This is a genomic window from Alteromonas sp. ABH4_456 (genome assembly GCF_056160645.1).
Genome location: NZ_JBSWXO010000004.1, coordinates 14,165 through 30,702 on the forward strand (window position 1 = coordinate 14,165; position 16,538 = coordinate 30,702).

The window sequence follows — 16,538 nt, forward strand, 5'->3', positions numbered from 1 at the left end:
AAACCGTCCTTACTGATTACTTACTTTTCTTTTTCGCTGTGGCGGCTTTTTTCTTTTTGGCCTTTTTCTTCGCGGTGTTTTTCGGAGCTTTGTGCTTAGGCCGCAAATCTTTTACGAAACGGGATTTAAGCGGTTCACCGGTGTAACGCTCAACTTTGCCTACCATGTCGAAGTCGTGTGCTTCAATCAGTGATATGGCGGTACCTTTTGCGCCTGCACGACCGGTGCGGCCAATACGGTGAACGTAGATATCGGCCTTGCGGGGCATATCGAAGTTGATGACATGACTGACGTTAGGTACGTCGATACCACGGGCAGCAACATCGGTTGCCAGCAGTACGGGTACTTTTCCGGATTTAAACCGTAGCAGGGCGTCATTGCGTTTATCCTGCGGCATTTCTCCCTGCAGCCAGCACACTTCAATTTTCTCTGACATCAGAAAATCTTTCAGTGCCTGCAGGCGCTCGCGGGTTTTTATAAACACCACCGCATTGGTAATGTCGTTTTTAAGAATATGCACCAGCATGGCCTGTTTGTGGGCCATGTCATCCGCCAGGTGATACCACTGATGAGTTTTCGCTTTTTCCTTCCGTGAAGGATTCGCTTCTACCTCAACCGGATCATTAAGAATATCGCGGGAGAAAAACTTCACCCCCGGCCCTTCCAGTGTGGCGGAGAACAGCATGTTCTGTTTACGCCAGCGGGCTTCCGAGGCAATCTGACCCACAATGGCACCAAACCCCATGTCGAGCATACGATCTGCCTCATCAAGGATAAGGCATTCAATATTGCGACAATCCGCAGACTCTTTCTCGATATGCTCAAATAAGCGCCCCGGCGTGGCCACCAGGATATCCAGATTCTGGCTCAGTGTTTCTCTGTCAGTACCATAATTAATACCGCCGGTAATTACGCCGCATACCAGTTCGGTATAACGGGTAATTGCCCGTGCCTGCTCATACACCTGTAAGGCAAGTTCACGGGTTGGCGTGAGAATAAGGATGCGTGTCGAACCGGGTTCCCGACGTGGGAAATCCAGTAAAAACTGGCATGCAGGCAGTAAAAAGGCCGCCGTTTTTCCGGTTCCGGTAGGGGCCGATGCGAGGATATCTTTGCCGTCCATCGCCGGCGGGATCACGAGAGACTGAATGGAAGTCGGGTTTTTAAATCCCATCTCCGTAACAGCCTGACAGAGGCTGTCATCAAGCTCTAATTCTTCAAAGGTCATTCGGTGTTTTTGCGTCGCGAAAATAAAGGCGTATTGTAGCACCTCACCGCTGTGTTTTGATAACTATTATCCCGAAACTGCGCCTTCAGATTCATTCACAACAGAATTGGCATAGCTGAGCAGTACGTGATAAGCCTTCTCTTCGTATTTTCCGAACTGCGGCTGCTGCTTTGCCTTGATTTTGGTGAAAACGGGTTGAGTAAGTCCGGCCATGAAGCGACTCAGCAAGACAGGTGTCAGCATCTGTGCCGGAAGCTTTTCAGAAAGCCAGTTGCGGGCCAGTTGCATGTCAGTGGCGATATTGCCGGACTGAGCTTCTGAGTTATCACGGCTAAGACTCAGTGATTGTCCCCTGCATACTGAGCAGTGCCCGCAGTGTTCAGGTGCATGCTGATCGCCGAAGTACAATGCCAGATTGTGATTCAGACAGCGGTCGAGATTGAAAAAGCGCAGCATGGTAGCAATACGGGCAATTTCTGATCCTTCATTCTTGCAGGCATACTGATAAAGGTTGCCTGCAAGATCGGAGGTGATTAACTCGGAGTTCACCCGGTACACATCGGTGAGTTGTTTGGTTTCCAGTTCAGCCTGGCCGTTGTCAGCCAGTTGCTCCAGCAGACTCAGCACCATTCCCCTCAGGAATCCTTGGTGCTGAAGGGCGTCGAAATCCGGAACGCCCCAAATTTTCCTGAAGCGGGTGTGGCTGACGATGGCGTCGAACAGTCCCTGATGTTCCTGCGGTAAGTGCTGTGTAATTTGCTCAGGAGTCGTCAGCCATTTTACCTTTACGTCTTCGTAGTAGCTGTATTCAGGTTCAACCGCGCCGGCGAGTTCGAGCTGCACCAGCAGCGTCTTCAGTGGTAAAGGGCGAATATTGGTGGTTTGCGACAGCGACCAGGCCCTGGTTTCCCACTGACCATTTTGTGTGTTGGCCGTGATTTCATTAAGCAGCGCGTCAATGGCGTGCTTTTCAGGTGTGTCGCCATAGACAAAGTTTTCCAGCACGTTAATGCCGTCCAGACTGGCCAGCAGTACGCACCGGCTTTTCTGTCCGTCACGTCCGGCACGACCGATTTCCTGACTGTAATTTTCTATGGATTTCGGGAGATCGTAATGCACCACGAAACGGATATCTGCTTTATCGATACCCATGCCAAAGGCGATGGTTGCCACAATGATGCGTGTTTCACCCGCCATAAAGCGATTTTGAATAGCAGCACGGTTGTCGTTACCAAGGCCTGCATGATAAGAAACCGCAGAATAGCCTGCTGCTTGTAACTGTCCGGCAAGTTCATCCGCCGTTTTTTGCTGGGTGACATACACAATCCCGGCACCGGCAGTTTCATCAAGTACTTGCGTGAGCAACGGGAATTTACCGGTGTTATGTGCCGGAATCAGGTCTATGTCCAGGTTAGCCCTGTAGAATCCCGTTTGTACGATGTGCTGCAGGCCGATATCGAATTTCTGCGCCATGTCTTTTTGTACCCGGCGCATCGCCGTAGCGGTGAGCAACAGCACCAGTGGAATATTAAGCGACTGGCGGTAGCGTGGCAGTTTCAGATAGTCGGGACGAAAATTGTGCCCCCATTCAGAGATACAGTGGGCTTCATCCACTACCAGCATGGATACAGGAATGCTGTCGATGAAGCGGCGGAAGCGCTCGTTTTTAAATCGCTCTACCGAAATCATCAGGATCTTAAGCTCGCCATCACGGGCCTGCTGCATCACCTGCTGGCTGTCTTGTTTGCTCAGAGTGGAATCCAGGCTGGCAGCCGCAATACCCTTATTCCGCAGAAATGCCAGCTGATCATGCATGAGCGCGATGAGCGGCGAAATCACCAGGGTGAGATGGGGCAATTGTGTCGCGGTGAACTGATAACACAAAGACTTACCTGAACCTGTAGGAAACACCGCCAGAGAAGAATGACCGGCCAGAAGCTGCTCAATAGTCTGTTGCTGACCTTCGCGGAAACCGTCGAAGCCAAAACGTTGCTGAAGCTGTTGTATCAGGGTGTGCATATTGTTATTCAATAAGTGATTTAGACTGATATTAATCGTTAACCAGATATCTTATGACTGGCTATGAGGACTGATTTGCCGGCAGGTACTCCGCAATAATTTCCATACGGGCCTGATCCATGGCTTCGCCAATTTGTGGTCCCCGCAGGCCCTGTTCAACAAAGGCTTTGGCGCTCAGCTTGCCAGCCTTGCTGACCGCTTCATTCAGTGCCGTTGCTAAATCATTGACCATATCTGAGGGTTCTGTTATCAGTGAGCATGCTGCAATAAAGTCAGTGAAGCGTTCCGGTTTACGCCAGGCGTCGCACTGATTACACAGGGCAAGCCAGTCTTCTGTCTGGTTTGATGCGGTAAAGTTTTTGCTGAAACGGCTGATCAGGAGCGCCAGTCCGGTGTATTTGTTGGGTGCTTTTATCCGCTTACATAACTTCTCTGTTTGTTCCGGTGAAACGTCTGCAAACAGCAGTGCCCAGCGGATTTCGTCACAGCTTTGTACGGCAGCTGCCCGCTGAAGTCGTAAGTCACAGTTTGCCCGGGACGGGATGAGCTCCAAAAACCAGAAACCTAGTGCATCAGCGTTTTCAAGCACCTGAAAATAGACTTCAGGATTCATTTCTCCCAACGCACGGATAGTCTCCTTCCATACACGCTCTGCCGTGAGATGGGCAAGTTCGCCACTGTCAGCCATAGAGCGCATGAGTGACGCTGTTTCATCTGCAACGGTAAACCCGAGATAAGCATACCTTGCTGCAAAACGGGCAACGCGGAATACCCGCAGAGGATCCTCACTGAAGGCTTCAGACACGTGCCGCAATGTACGACTTTCGATATCTTCAACGCCGTGGTAAGGGTCAATCAGGTTGCCATCTTTGTCTCTGGTGATAGCGTTTACCGTGAGATCCCGGCGGATTAAGTCCTGCTCAAGTGTCACGTCAGGTGCAGCGTAACAAACAAATCCGGTGTAACCGCTGCCGGATTTTCTCTCCGTGCGGGCGAGGGCGTACTCTTCTTTGGTTTTCGGATGCAGGAACACCGGGAAATCTTTCCCGACCTGTTCATAGCCTTTGCTGAGCATCTCCTGTGGTGTGGCACCTGTTACTACCCAGTCCCGCTCTGTTACCGGGCGTCCGAGTAATTCATCCCGCACTGCGCCACCCACTAAATAAACATCCATAAACCCATCACGCTGTTTGTTTTGTTTCATTATGCCTGAACTAAGAGGCTTTTTGTTTATCGAAAGGCTTTGATTTTGACTTATTCACCCGGGCCGGTTAGTTTAGTCGCGGTGAATTGCTAACTCTCTCAAACACATGTATCTGAATTATTTTGGACTGACGGACAACCCGTTTTCCATAGCGCCAAACCCCGATTATTTATATATGAGCCCGCGCCACAAAGAGGCACTGGCACATTTAACCTTTGGCCTGCGCGAAAGCGGCGGTTTTGTGATGCTGACCGGCGAGGTTGGCACCGGAAAGACCACGGTATCCCGGAAATTGTTGCAGCATTTACCTGACAATACACAGGTAGCAATGATTTTAAATCCCACGTTGTCTGCTCTTGAACTGCTGGCCACCGTCTGCGACGAGCTGGGCATTCCCTATGATGTGGACAAGGCCAGTCTGAAATATTTTACTGATCGTATTCTGGCAAAATTGGCTGACAATCATCAGGCTGGCATGAATACGGTACTGATGATTGATGAAGCACAGCATCTGATGCCGGAAGTGCTGGAACAGCTGCGTTTACTGACCAATCTGGAAACCAACCGTGAGAAACTGCTGAAGGTGGTGTTAATAGGACAGCCTGAATTACAACAGTTACTGAAGCGAAACGAACTACGGCAGTTGGCTCAGCGTATTACCGCCCGTTATCATTTGTTACCGCTCACCGCACCGGAAGTTTCTTCTTACGTAGCACACCGCTTAAGTGTGGCAAAAGGGGATGTGAGCATTTTCAGCCCGTCGACGATTAAAGCCATTCACCAAATCACAGGGGGCATTCCCAGAGTAATTAACTTGCTTTGTGACCGCGCACTGACCCTGTCATTCACCAAACAGCATGCAGTAGTGAAGAAACCTGTATTCCTTGCCGCAGCAGAACAAATTCTTGGCGAAGATGTGGTGAGCCAGCGTATTCAAAGTCAGCGTAAATGGCTGATGATATTGTTGTTTGTGATTGCTGTGGTGACTGGCTTTGGCCTCGGGAGGTTGTATGTCTGACCTCATTAAAATTGCAGAGCTGAAACCCGGTATGGTGATTATTCGCATCACTGAGCAGAACGGGCCGGTTAAAATTCGCAAAAGTGGTCTGGTATCCAGTGACGCCATGGTACAGGGCCTGGCGGAAATGGGAGTGCAGGAAGTTGAAGTTGACCCTGCTCAAGCCGTTGAAATTGAAAAGCCGGTGCATCACCGCACGCAAACGCAGGCGCTGCTCAGGGGAGAACACGACACCAGTGTCAGTAAGTTTGATGCCGGGTTGTCAGATCAATTTAACCGCAGCTTGTTCCTTCCCACTGTGCAGGGAATGCAGTCGTTGTGGAAAGTGTATACCAGACAGGCAGTGTCTTTTGCCGGTGTCATTCTGGCCGGACTGATTACAGGTGGTGCCATCGGCAGTTACCCTGCGTGGTGGCCTGATACGGTAAATATCGTGTCCGCCGGCGATGAGCGCGGAAACGGACAGGAGATACCGGGAACAACACCTGAAGACAGCACAAACCTGAAATCTTCCGGAGAGGCTGTGGTGCCAGACGGTAATAATATTGCCGCAGTGAATAGCAGCCCGGTAAATAACACAAATGAATTAAACCCAGTTCCTGATACCACCGCAGGGAGTCAGCGTGAAATAAGCGCAATCCCAAACCAGAGCGCAACCGGGCAGCAAAATACTGTGTCCGCCAATCCGGTGAACAGAGATGGCGCAGGGAATGATACTGCTGCGCAGGCCTCAGATTTAGGCGGTGAAATCATCAATGCGCCGCAGGAAAGCGATGTGAATGTGTCACCGGAGCTTATGGCACGGTTTAACAAGGCCATTGAAGATTTGGACAATAAGGCTACCGAAGATGAGCCTGAAACACAGATCACCGTGCGTGACGATTTACCCCGTGTCGATCAACTTCCTGTAAGAATGCTTACCCGTTTACCAGGTATGGCGTTTAATGCGCATATGTATGCCAGTCGTCCGTCTGACCGCTGGGTCAGAGTGAACGGCAAACAACTCGGGGAAGGGGACTGGATTGATGACAAGGTGCAAATAGTGAAAATTGAAGCTCAGCGGGTTATTCTGAGTTTCGAAAACAAAGAGTTTTCTATGGCGGCGTTAACAGACTGGTGACCGGGTTTCAGCCCGGCACCTGGCTGATAAATACATCTTTGAAAAATTTCGGCAGATTAATGCCAAAATCATCAGGGCGGACACCTGACTCAATTTCATCGTCGACAGTAAGCAAATCAATGCGTTTAATTTCACTGAAGTGACCTCCGGTAATGCTGTAGAAAGTCATTACCACCGGTGAGGTGAGATCGTCGGGATTTTGTTTACTGATGATCCCCAGTCTCCCGCTTTTCAGTTTTACCAGCGAGCCCACGGGGTGAACACCGACACACTGCACGAACTGTTTAACTAACACTCTGTCAAGAGACGGATCTTTAGCCAGCCTTTTCAGCGCAAGGGCCGGTGTAATGCTGTCTTTGTGAGGACGGTTGGAAATCATCGCATCGTAACAGTCCACAATAGCCGCCATTTTTGACAGGGGGGAGATGGTGTCACTCTTCAGTGCTTTCGGGTAGCCGGAACCGTCTTCCCTCTCGTGGTGTTGTGATATGACCGACAAAGCCAAATCTGAAATTTGTTCCCCTTGCTCTACCAGTTCCACGCCAATATCAACATGGCTTTTCACCATATCCCAATCGGCCTGACTCAGTTTTCCATTTTTATGCCTCAGTTCCTGTGGGATCTGCGACATACCCACATCCATAAGCAATGCGCCCATACAAGCTTCATCAATCGTATCCCGATCATAACCAAGATGCTGGGCAAACATAGCCATCAGGATGGAACAGTTAATCGAATGTTCAAGCAGGTATTGATCTGAATTCTTTATCATTGTCAGGCAGGACATGGCATCCTGATTATCGAAAACTGCATCAATGATGCTGGATGACAGGTCTGAAGCCTGCGAGAGATCATTAGGAGCGCCCTTGTTGAGCGAAGTGATGAAAGACTGCTGTAAGCTCACGGCTTCTTCATAAAGTACGCTGGCGGCATTCAGAGCGTCTGAATTAGACTGTGTGGCAGGTGAAGGGGCGGGCACCTGGTCACTGACCATTGCTGCTTCCGGCAACTGACTTCTGGCAAAGTCGACTTCTACCACGGTGATCCCCATTTCCTTCAGCTTACCGATGGAGACCGGTGATTTCACCACGCCGCTGGAGCGCACGCGTAATTGTCCGGTTTGTTCTAAAACCTGATTGACGTACATACCCGGAATGAGTTCATCAATAGTCACGTTTTTTAGCATGCAATGTTACCTGAGCAGAAGCCGGGGCCGAAAAAAAGGGCGATGCTGATGCATCGCCCTTTGAGTATAGTTGATATCGAAAAAATTAAAGCCAGACTGGTTGTCTACTTTCGTATGATTCGATGGTCTCTGTCAGTTCCAGCGTCTGACCAATAGCATCTAAGCCTTTGATCAGATTGTTTTTGTGGTGTGCAAGTATATCAAAGCTAAATACTGCATCGCCTGCTTTCACTGTTTGTGCCGGCAAATCGATTTCCACAGCGGTTTCCGGATTGGTTTTGACAATGGCAAACAGCTCATCCATTTGCGCTGATGTCAGAGCAACCGGCAGCAACTGGTTGTTAATACAGTTGCCGTAGAAAATGTCAGCGAAGGATGTGGCGATAACGGCATCAAAACCAAAATCTGCCAGTGCCCAGGGCGCGTGTTCCCGGCTGGAACCACAACCAAAATTTTCCCGCGACATCAGAATACTTGCGCCGGCGTGTTCCGGTTTATTTAACACGAAATCTGGATTGGGTTCTTTTTCATGCAAGTCCAGATAGCGCCAGTCGTGAAACAAATGTTTACCGTATCCGCTGCGTGTTACGCCAGTAAGAAACTGTTTCGGGATAATCTGATCGGTATCGACGTTAGCCTGATCAAGGGGGCAGGCGCGGCCGGTGTGTGTAGTAAAACCTTGACTCATGATTTACTCCTGAAATTCTCTGACATCGGCGAAACGGCCTTTCAACGCAGCGGCAGCTGCCATCGCAGGGCTCACCAGGTGAGTACGGGCACCGCGGCCCTGACGGCCTTCAAAGTTACGGTTACTGGTTGAAGCACAACGGTCACCGGCCTGAAGAATGTCATCATTCATGCCCAGACACATCGAACAACCCGGCAAACGCCACTCGAACCCTGCATCGGTAAAGATCTTATCGAGACCTTCTGCTTCCGCCTGACGTTTAACCGCACCGGAGCCCGGTACAACAATCGCGGTGACGTTGTCAGCGACTTTGCCCTGTTTGGCGATGAATGCAGCAGCACGCATGTCTTCAATACGACCATTGGTACAAGAGCCGATAAATACATGACTGATGGCTACATCTTCCAGCTTGTCGCCGGCAGATAAGCCCATGTACGACAGGGCTTTTCTCGCGCTCTCTTTCTCTACCGCATCGCTGAAGGCGTCAGCCGCAGGTACCGGTGTATCCACACCAATTACCTGACCCGGGTTAGTGCCCCAGGTGACCTGTGGTGCGATATCAGCGGCATTTAATTCAACAACGCTGTCGAATTTCGCACCATCTTCACTGTACAGTGTTTTCCAGTATGCAACGGCGTCATCCCACGCTTCGCCGGAAGGTGCATATTCACGGCCTTTCGCGTAGTTAAATGTGGTCTCATCCGGCGCAACCATACCGGCTTTCGCACCGGCTTCGATACTCATGTTACAGATAGTCATGCGCTCTTCCATTGTCAGAGAGCGGATGGCTTCACCGGCGTACTCAATAACATAACCGGTAGCGCCGGCGTGTCCGATTTTGCCTATAATGGCCAGAATGATATCTTTTGCCGTAATGCCCACCGGTAATTTACCGTGCACATTAATCAGCATGCTTTTCGCTTTACTTTGTTTCAGGGTTTGTGTGGCCAGTACATGCTCAACCTGAGATGTACCGATACCGAATGCTAAGGCCCCGAATGCGCCGTGGGTTGCAGTGTGCGAGTCACCACATACTGCGGTAACGCCGGGCAGGATTAAACCCAGTTCAGGACCCATTACGTGAACTATCCCTTGTTTCTGGTGACCCACCGGGAATAGCTTAACGCCATGTTCTTCACAGTTCTTCGCCAGCGTTTGTAACTGTAACGCATTTTGCGGACCGCAGGCGTCAATGGCCAGCGAGCGGGTAGAGATACTGTGGTCCATGGTGCCGAATGTACGGTCAGGTCGACGCACTTTACGGCCTTTTTCATTCAAACCTGCGAACGCCTGAGGCGAAGTCACTTCATGGATCAGGTGACGATCGATATACAATAAGCTGTCTTCGCCAATCTGGTCTACAACGTGTGCTTCCCAGACTTTGTCATATAAGGTCTTGGCCATGACGGTCTGTTACTCCTGATTTAAAATCTGTTTGACAATTTCATCGCCGACCTGAGCCGTGGTGGACGCTTGTGCGCGTTTATTCTCAGGTAACAATTCACCGGTTAATACACCGGCTTCTAACGTGGCTACAACCGCTTTTTCGATAGCGTCTGCAGCATCTTGCAGGTTTAAGCTGAAACGCAACATCATGGCTGCTGACAACACCTGAGCGATAGGGTTAGCAATACCCTGGCCGGCAATGTCAGGTGCAGAACCACCGGCCGGCTCGTATAAGCCAAAGCCTTCTTCGTTCATACTGGCAGACGCGAGCAGACCCATGGAACCGGTCATCATGGCGCATTCGTCTGAAATGATGTCGCCGAACAGGTTAGAGCATAACATCACGTCGAATTGGGCCGGGTTTTTCATCACCTGCATGGTCGCGTTATCAATATAGATGTGCTCAAGTTCCACATCAGGATAGTCTTTGGCGACTTCTTCAGTGACTTCGCGCCACAAACGGCTGCATACCAGTACGTTGGCTTTATCTACCGAGGTAACTTTGCCACGGCGCTTTTGTGCAGCTTCAAAGGCGGATACGGCAATTCTGCGAATTTCCCGTTTTGAATAGCGCATGGTATCAAAGGCGTATTCTTCTTCACCTTCGCCGTCACGACCCTTAGGCTGACCGAAATAGATACCGCTGGTCAGCTCACGGACAACCAGTACATCCACACCGCTGGCGGCAATATCTGCACGCAGCGGGGATAAGTTCTCAAGGCCCGGATAGATTTTGGCAGGACGCAGGTTACTGAACAAATCGAAATGACTGCGCAGGGTTAACAGTGCTGCACGTTCAGGGCGTTGCTCCAGTGGCAGGGAATCCCATTTTGGTCCACCGATTGAACCGAATAAAATCGCGTCGGCCTGTTCACAACCTTGCAGGGTAGCTGGCGGTAATGCTTCACCTTCAGTATCAATGGCATAGCCACCGACCGGATACGCGGTCCGGTTGAAAGTCACTTTGAATTTGCTCTCAACGGCATCCAGGACCTTGTTGGCTTCCTGCATGACTTCCGGGCCGATACCGTCTCCGGCGAGTACGGCAATATTGAATTCGCTCATTTATACTCCTGCAACGCGTTCTTGTTGAATCTTTTGCTGATCAATCTGGTCAGCAACATGTGTATTGTTCAGTACGAAGATAAGGGCTTTAACCCCGGCTTCGACAATGTCTGTGGCCAGGCCGATACCGTGGAAACGGCGGCCTTTGTACTCGGCGATAACACCGACCTGGGCAAGGGCGTCAGCGCCTTCACCTTTCGAGTCCAGTTTAAAGTCGACCACTTCCAGGTCTTCATGGCCCAGAATAGAAATAATGGCATTAAAGGCGGCATCCACCGGACCGTTACCGATGGCTGTTTTGGTAACGGTTTCGCTGCCGACCTGTAAACGTACAGTGGCACTGGGAATGATTTCCCGGCCAGAGTTGGCCTGCAGATAAGACAGCTGGTAATACGCGTCTTCGTGTTTTTGCTGATCGAAAAACAGCAAGGCTTCCAAATCGTAATCGTAAACCTGCCCTTTCTTATCGGCCAGCGCAAGGAATGCGGTGTAAACCGTTTCCAGGTCGTAGTCTTCCGCCTTGTAGCCCAGCTCTGTTAAACGGTGCTTAATAACGTGACGACCGGAGCGCGATGTCAGGTTCAGGTTGTTTTTATTAATACCCACACTTTCCGGTGTCATGATTTCATAGGTATTTTGCGCTTTTAATACACCGTCCTGGTGGATACCCGAGGAGTGACTGAAAGCGTTTGCTCCCACAATGGCTTTGTTCGACTGAACCGGCATATTACACAACTGGCTGACCAGCTTGGAGGTACGGAAAATTTCAGTGGAATTGATGTTGGTTTGCATGCCCAGCATAGCTTCGCGGGTTTGAAGAATCATCGCGATTTCTTCCAGTGAACAGTTTCCTGCACGCTCACCGATACCGTTAATGGTACATTCTACCTGACGGGCACCTTGCTCGACAGCCGCCAGCGAGTTGGCAACCGCCAGACCTAAATCGTTGTGACAGTGCACGGAAATCGTGGCTTTATCGATATTCGGTACGCGGTTAAACAGGTTGCCAATGATGCCGCCGAACTCGGTGGGTGTTGTGTAGCCCACGGTATCCGGAATATTTACGGTAGTGGCACCGGCATTGATAGCGGCTTCAACCATGCGGCAAAGATAATCGATGTGGGTACGGCCGGCATCTTCACAGGAAAATTCCACATCGTCGGTGTAGCGGCGGGCATGCTTTACTGCAGCTACTGCCATATCAACGACTTCGTCCTGTGATTTTCTGAGTTTGGCACCAACATGAATTTCAGATGTGGCGATAAAGGTATGGATACGGAATTGTTTAGCGACACTCAGCGCCTGGCCACATGCATCGATGTCTTTTTCAAGGGCACGGGATAAACCGCAAACCACACTGTTTTTCACTTCGCGGGCAATCATCTGCACGGATTTAAAATCACCCGGCGAAGATACCGGGAAACCCGCTTCGATGATGTCTACGCCCAGACGTTCGAGGGCCAGAGCGATCTGCAATTTTTCTTTGGCACTTAAACTGGCGGGCAGTGCCTGCTCGCCGTCGCGTAACGTGGTATCAAAGATTTTTACTTGATTCGTCATGGCTTGTACTCGTGGTGATAATTAGTAAAAAAAAACCCGTGCGATGCACGGGTTTATTGTAATTCCTCTTACTGGATGCATTCTACCCGTGCAGTCTTGCTGCCATAAGGAGTAGAAGAGAAAGTAAAAAATGTTGCATAATTATGCGAATTTCACGGGCATCCAATTGATAGCCGTCAATGTAACCATACAGGGGCCACAGGTCAACCTTTCTTTGCCATCATGAATATAATAATTGGTTATATTTATCCTAACTCTGTTTGGTTGGTCAGGTATTTAAGGTGAATTTTTTCCACTTTACCGTGGTGGAAAGCAATAATTCTCTTAATGAGAGTGTGCGTGGGGCCAGTCTGCCTTTGTGATTCCAGCGGTGTCCGCAGCATGCGGCAGCCATCACAGCTTTGGTGGGTTTCAGTAGTGTATAGTCGGTGTCTGTATTGTTAGCCTGACTCACACCATCAAAAGTAAACCAGCCATACTTATTGGTGTGCACCATTTCATTCTCAGGCTGGACACGGTCAATAGAGTCCAGCTCGATATGCTCTTCATCAAAGCGAAGTAATCTTACCGGTACGGGTAAACCATAGGCTGCATGGCTTGTATACCAAACCAGCGTGTCCTCCGGCGTAATTTTATGGGCTGGACATTTAGGTGCCTGTTTACATTGCCAGGTACCGTTGTGACTGTCTACTGCAAGCGGTGTTTTGTGGTTTGCCAGATAGTGGGCTGCCCGTTGGATCCGGTGAGGAAGTGCGGCCAGTCTGCGTTGGAGGTAGGATATCTGCGCAGCGGACGCTTGTGAAAGCACCAGCAACTCGCGCTCGTAAAGGGCATTACAAATTTCTGTGAAGACCGGAGAATCGTCGGTTGCGCCGGTGGCAGCAAAAATATCAGTCTGACTGGACGACGTGTGAGAACCTGACGACATGGCTACAAAGGATTATGAAGAATATCAGTAAAGTAGCATTAAAAAGAACGGGTAGCCAGCGCTACCCGTTCATGTCATTATTGACCTTTGATTGCACTGCGACCCGGATATACCGCTTTGTCGCCCAGTGCCTGCTCGATACGCAGTAACTGGTTGTACTTGGCAACACGGTCAGAACGGCACAGAGAACCGGTCTTGATTTGACCCGCTGCAGTACCAACCGCCAGGTCTGCGATAGTCGCATCTTCGGTTTCACCTGAACGGTGAGAGATAACCGCAGTAAAACCTGCATCTTTCGCCATCTTGATTGCATTCAGGGTTTCGGTCAGTGAACCGATCTGGTTGAATTTAATCAGGATGGAGTTACCGATACCATTCTCAATACCACGGGACAGGATTTTGGTGTTAGTCACAAACAGGTCGTCACCAACCAGTTGTACTTTGTCACCAATCTTCTTAGTCAGGCTTGCCCAACCGTCCCAGTCACTCTCGTCCAGACCGTCTTCGATAGAAACGATAGGGTACTGTTCAGCCAGTTCAGCCAGGTAGTCACCAAAGGTTTCTGAGTCAAAAGACTTGTCTTCACCAGACAGCACATATTTGCCGTCTTTGTAGAATTCAGACGCCGCACAGTCCAGCGCCAGCGTGATATCTTCGTTCATTTTGTAGCCCGCTTTTTCAACGGCTTCTACAATAACAGCCAGCGCTTCAGCGTTAGAGCTCAGGTTAGGTGCAAAACCACCTTCGTCACCTACTGCTGTGTTCAGGCCTTTAGCAGACAGTACTTTTTTCAGGTTATGGAAAATTTCCGCACCCATGCGCAGGGCTTCTTTGAAGCTCTTCGCGCCAACTGGCTGAACCATGAATTCCTGAATGTCTACGTTGTTGTCAGCGTGTTCGCCACCGTTGATGATGTTCATCATAGGTACAGGCATAGAGTACTGACCTGACGTACCGTTTAAGTCAGCGATGTGCTCGTAAAGTGCAACGCCTTTTTCAATTGCAGCCGCTTTGGCAACAGCCAGAGAAACCGCCAGGATCGCATTTGCACCCAGCTTTTCTTTGTTCTCTGTACCGTCCAGCTCTAACATTTTGTTATCAACGTCAGTTTGTGCCAGTGGATCCATGCCAGCCAGCGCCGGAGCAATGATGTCGTTTACTGCAGCAACGGCTTTTTCTACGCCTTTGCCCAGGTAACGGCTTTTATCACCGTCACGCAGTTCCAGTGCTTCACGTGAACCAGTTGATGCACCGGATGGTGCAGCGGCACGACCCATTGCGCCTGAATCAAGGTAAACGTCTGCCTCTACAGTGGGGTTACCACGAGAGTCCAGGATTTCGCGTCCTACAATGCGAGCAATCTTCGCCATTTTATTTCCTCAACGTTTGTGCAGAAGGCAACGGGAGTAAGCCTTCTGCTTTTTAGAATCAGTGATTTTCTTTCTGGTATTTCCCGGCAGCTTCTACAAATCCTTTAAACAGCGGGTGGCCATCACGGGGCGTAGAAGTAAACTCCGGGTGGAACTGACCGGCAACAAACCATGGATGGTCAGGGATTTCGATCACTTCTACAAGGCGTTTGTCGGTGGACAAACCACTTACTTTCAGGCCCGCAGCTTCAATCTGGTCACGAAGGTTATTGTTTACTTCGTAACGGTGACGGTGGCGTTCGTAAATCTCTTCGCTGCCGTAGGTTTCACAGACTTTGCTGCCAGGGATCAGGTGACAAAGCTGGCTGCCTAAACGCATAGTGCCGCCTAAATCTGAAGAGGCATCGCGCTGTTCGGTAGAGCCGTCTGCATCCAGCCATTCAGTGATCAAACCAACAACCGGGAACGGTGTTTTAGGATCAAATTCGGTGCTGTTTGCGTTTTCCATACCAGCTACATTGCGGGCAAATTCAATTAAAGCAACCTGCATACCCAGACAAATTCCCAAATAAGGGACTTTATTCTCGCGGGCATAGCGTGCTGCTGCAATTTTGCCTTCGATACCGCGTTCACCGAAACCGCCGGGTACTAAGATAGCATCCAGGTGTTCTAAAATTTGTGTACCTTTTGTTTCAACGTCCTGAGAATCGACATAGTGAATATTCACTGTCAGGCGGTTTTTCAGACCGGCATGTTTTAATGCCTCATTGACAGATTTGTACGCGTCAGGCAATTCAACATATTTGCCCACCATACCGATATTCACTTCTGCAGTAGGGTTAGACTCTGCATAAAGTACCTGTTCCCATTCGGTCAGATCCGCTTCTTTGCAATCCAGACGGAAACGGTCAACAACCAGCTGGTCCATACCCTGTGCTTTAAGCGCAGCCGGGATACGGTAGATGCTGTCTACGTCTTTCAGTGAGATAACGGCTTTATCTGCCACGTTAGTGAACAGGGCAATCTTAGAACGTTCGGTAGCCGGCAGTGCGCCAACAGAACGGCAAACCAGGATGTCCGGTTGAATACCGATAGAACGCAGCTCTTTTACAGAGTGCTGAGTAGGCTTAGTTTTCACTTCGCCGGAAGCCGGCATGTAAGGTACCAGCGTCAGGTGCATGAACATGGCGCGCTCGCGGCCGACTTCTGTACCTAACTGGCGGATAGCTTCCAGGAACGGTTGTGATTCAATATCACCTACTGTACCGCCTACTTCAACAATTGCCACATCGTGACCTTCTGCACCGTCGATAACGCGACGCTTAATTTCGTTGGTGATGTGCGGGATGACCTGGATGGTTGCACCTAAATAGTCACCACGTCTTTCACGGCGTAATACTTCTTCGTAAACCCGGCCCGTGGTGAAGTTATTACGCTTGGTCATACGGGTGCGGATAAAACGCTCGTAGTGACCTAAATCTAAATCGGTTTCTGCGCCATCATCCGTGACAAACACTTCCCCGTGCTGGATTGGGCTCATTGTTCCCGGATCAACGTTGATATACGGATCCAGTTTTAACATCGTAACGGTGAGACCACGCGCTTCAAGAATAGCTGCTAACGACGCGGCAGCAATACCTTTACCAAGCGATGATACGACACCACCGGTGACGAAAATATAATTTGTCATGCGAAACCTAAGGCGT

General features: G+C 50.0%; 13 protein-coding genes. 2 read left to right on the forward strand and 11 right to left on the reverse strand.

All coding sequences use genetic code 11. The features are described from left to right. Nucleotides 1-16: 16 nt before the first annotated feature. The 3 genes from srmB to ACXAG2_RS07525 all read right to left on the reverse strand — a co-directional run bounded on the left by srmB (nucleotide 17) and on the right by ACXAG2_RS07525 (nucleotide 4,421). On the reverse strand, nucleotides 17-1,228 hold the full coding sequence (gene srmB / locus ACXAG2_RS07515) for an ATP-dependent RNA helicase SrmB (protein ID WP_474865668.1): 1,212 nt from the start codon (nucleotides 1,226-1,228) through the stop codon (nucleotides 17-19). A 66-nt stretch (nucleotides 1,229-1,294) separates the two neighbouring features. Then, the gene (locus tag ACXAG2_RS07520; RefSeq protein WP_474865671.1) at nucleotides 1,295-3,247 is read right to left on the reverse strand and encodes a RecQ family ATP-dependent DNA helicase; all 1,953 of its coding nucleotides are present in this window, start codon (nucleotides 3,245-3,247) and stop codon (nucleotides 1,295-1,297) included. Nucleotides 3,248-3,308: 61 nt separating this feature from the next. Then, nucleotides 3,309-4,421 (reverse strand): tRNA nucleotidyltransferase/poly(A) polymerase-related protein, encoded by a 1,113-nt coding sequence (locus tag ACXAG2_RS07525; protein WP_474866203.1) that lies wholly within the window; start codon nucleotides 4,419-4,421, stop codon nucleotides 3,309-3,311. A gap of 136 nt (nucleotides 4,422-4,557) precedes the next feature. Here ACXAG2_RS07525 and ACXAG2_RS07530 point away from each other — a divergent pair, with 136 nt between their 5' ends. Then, nucleotides 4,558-5,469, forward strand: a complete 912-nt coding sequence (locus tag ACXAG2_RS07530; protein ID WP_474865673.1) for an ExeA family protein — start codon at nucleotides 4,558-4,560, stop codon at nucleotides 5,467-5,469. Next, a complete protein-coding gene (locus tag ACXAG2_RS07535; protein WP_474865676.1) occupies nucleotides 5,462-6,589 on the forward strand; it encodes a general secretion pathway protein GspB in 1,128 nt (375 codons plus the stop codon). The genes ACXAG2_RS07530 and ACXAG2_RS07535 overlap by 8 nt, the downstream gene beginning before the upstream one ends. Before the next feature lie 7 nt (nucleotides 6,590-6,596). On the opposite strand, the gene ACXAG2_RS07540 is transcribed toward ACXAG2_RS07535, so the two are convergent. The 8 genes from ACXAG2_RS07540 to ACXAG2_RS07575 all read right to left on the reverse strand — a co-directional run bounded on the left by ACXAG2_RS07540 (nucleotide 6,597) and on the right by ACXAG2_RS07575 (nucleotide 16,522). Beyond that, complete coding sequence (locus tag ACXAG2_RS07540; protein WP_474865678.1) at nucleotides 6,597-7,775, reverse strand: HD-GYP domain-containing protein; 1,179 nt, start codon at nucleotides 7,773-7,775, stop codon at nucleotides 6,597-6,599. An 85-nt stretch (nucleotides 7,776-7,860) separates the two neighbouring features. After that, complete coding sequence (gene leuD, locus ACXAG2_RS07545; protein ID WP_474865680.1) at nucleotides 7,861-8,463, reverse strand: 3-isopropylmalate dehydratase small subunit; 603 nt, start codon at nucleotides 8,461-8,463, stop codon at nucleotides 7,861-7,863. A 3-nt stretch (nucleotides 8,464-8,466) separates the two neighbouring features. Continuing rightward, nucleotides 8,467-9,867 (reverse strand): 3-isopropylmalate dehydratase large subunit, encoded by a 1,401-nt coding sequence (gene leuC, locus ACXAG2_RS07550; RefSeq protein ID WP_474865682.1) that lies wholly within the window; start codon nucleotides 9,865-9,867, stop codon nucleotides 8,467-8,469. Nucleotides 9,868-9,876: 9 nt separating this feature from the next. Continuing rightward, nucleotides 9,877-10,974: a 3-isopropylmalate dehydrogenase gene (gene leuB / locus ACXAG2_RS07555; protein ID WP_474844571.1), complete on the reverse strand. Its 1,098-nt coding sequence runs from the start codon at nucleotides 10,972-10,974 to the stop codon at nucleotides 9,877-9,879. Further along, nucleotides 10,975-12,534, reverse strand: a complete 1,560-nt coding sequence (gene leuA / locus ACXAG2_RS07560) for a 2-isopropylmalate synthase (protein WP_474865685.1) — start codon at nucleotides 12,532-12,534, stop codon at nucleotides 10,975-10,977. A 268-nt stretch (nucleotides 12,535-12,802) separates the two neighbouring features. Continuing rightward, nucleotides 12,803-13,462, reverse strand: a complete 660-nt coding sequence (locus ACXAG2_RS07565) for a hypothetical protein (RefSeq protein WP_474865688.1) — start codon at nucleotides 13,460-13,462, stop codon at nucleotides 12,803-12,805. A 77-nt stretch (nucleotides 13,463-13,539) separates the two neighbouring features. Beyond that, nucleotides 13,540-14,832 (reverse strand): phosphopyruvate hydratase, encoded by a 1,293-nt coding sequence (gene eno / locus ACXAG2_RS07570; RefSeq protein ID WP_119500443.1) that lies wholly within the window; start codon nucleotides 14,830-14,832, stop codon nucleotides 13,540-13,542. A gap of 58 nt (nucleotides 14,833-14,890) precedes the next feature. Next, a complete protein-coding gene (locus ACXAG2_RS07575) occupies nucleotides 14,891-16,522 on the reverse strand; it encodes a CTP synthase (protein WP_303574471.1) in 1,632 nt (543 codons plus the stop codon). Nucleotides 16,523-16,538 lie beyond the last annotated feature (16 nt).

Excerpts from the sequence above, each read along its gene's own strand:
- srmB (WP_474865668.1), bottom strand. The coding sequence starts at position 1,228 with ATGACCTTTGAAGAATTAGAGCTTGATGACAGCCTCTGTCAGGCTGTT.
- ACXAG2_RS07520 (WP_474865671.1), bottom strand. The coding sequence starts at position 3,247 with ATGCACACCCTGATACAACAGCTTCAGCAACGTTTTGGCTTCGACGGT.
- ACXAG2_RS07525 (WP_474866203.1), bottom strand. The coding sequence starts at position 4,421 with ATGGATGTTTATTTAGTGGGTGGCGCAGTGCGGGATGAATTACTCGGA.
- ACXAG2_RS07530 (WP_474865673.1), top strand. The coding sequence starts at position 4,558 with ATGTATCTGAATTATTTTGGACTGACGGACAACCCGTTTTCCATAGCG.
- ACXAG2_RS07535 (WP_474865676.1), top strand. The coding sequence starts at position 5,462 with ATGTCTGACCTCATTAAAATTGCAGAGCTGAAACCCGGTATGGTGATT.
- ACXAG2_RS07540 (WP_474865678.1), bottom strand. The coding sequence starts at position 7,775 with ATGCTAAAAAACGTGACTATTGATGAACTCATTCCGGGTATGTACGTC.
- leuD (WP_474865680.1), bottom strand. The coding sequence starts at position 8,463 with ATGAGTCAAGGTTTTACTACACACACCGGCCGCGCCTGCCCCCTTGAT.
- leuC (WP_474865682.1), bottom strand. The coding sequence starts at position 9,867 with ATGGCCAAGACCTTATATGACAAAGTCTGGGAAGCACACGTTGTAGAC.
- leuB (WP_474844571.1), bottom strand. The coding sequence starts at position 10,974 with ATGAGCGAATTCAATATTGCCGTACTCGCCGGAGACGGTATCGGCCCG.
- leuA (WP_474865685.1), bottom strand. The coding sequence starts at position 12,534 with ATGACGAATCAAGTAAAAATCTTTGATACCACGTTACGCGACGGCGAG.
- ACXAG2_RS07565 (WP_474865688.1), bottom strand. The coding sequence starts at position 13,462 with ATGTCGTCAGGTTCTCACACGTCGTCCAGTCAGACTGATATTTTTGCT.
- eno (WP_119500443.1), bottom strand. The coding sequence starts at position 14,832 with ATGGCGAAGATTGCTCGCATTGTAGGACGCGAAATCCTGGACTCTCGT.
- ACXAG2_RS07575 (WP_303574471.1), bottom strand. The coding sequence starts at position 16,522 with ATGACAAATTATATTTTCGTCACCGGTGGTGTCGTATCATCGCTTGGT.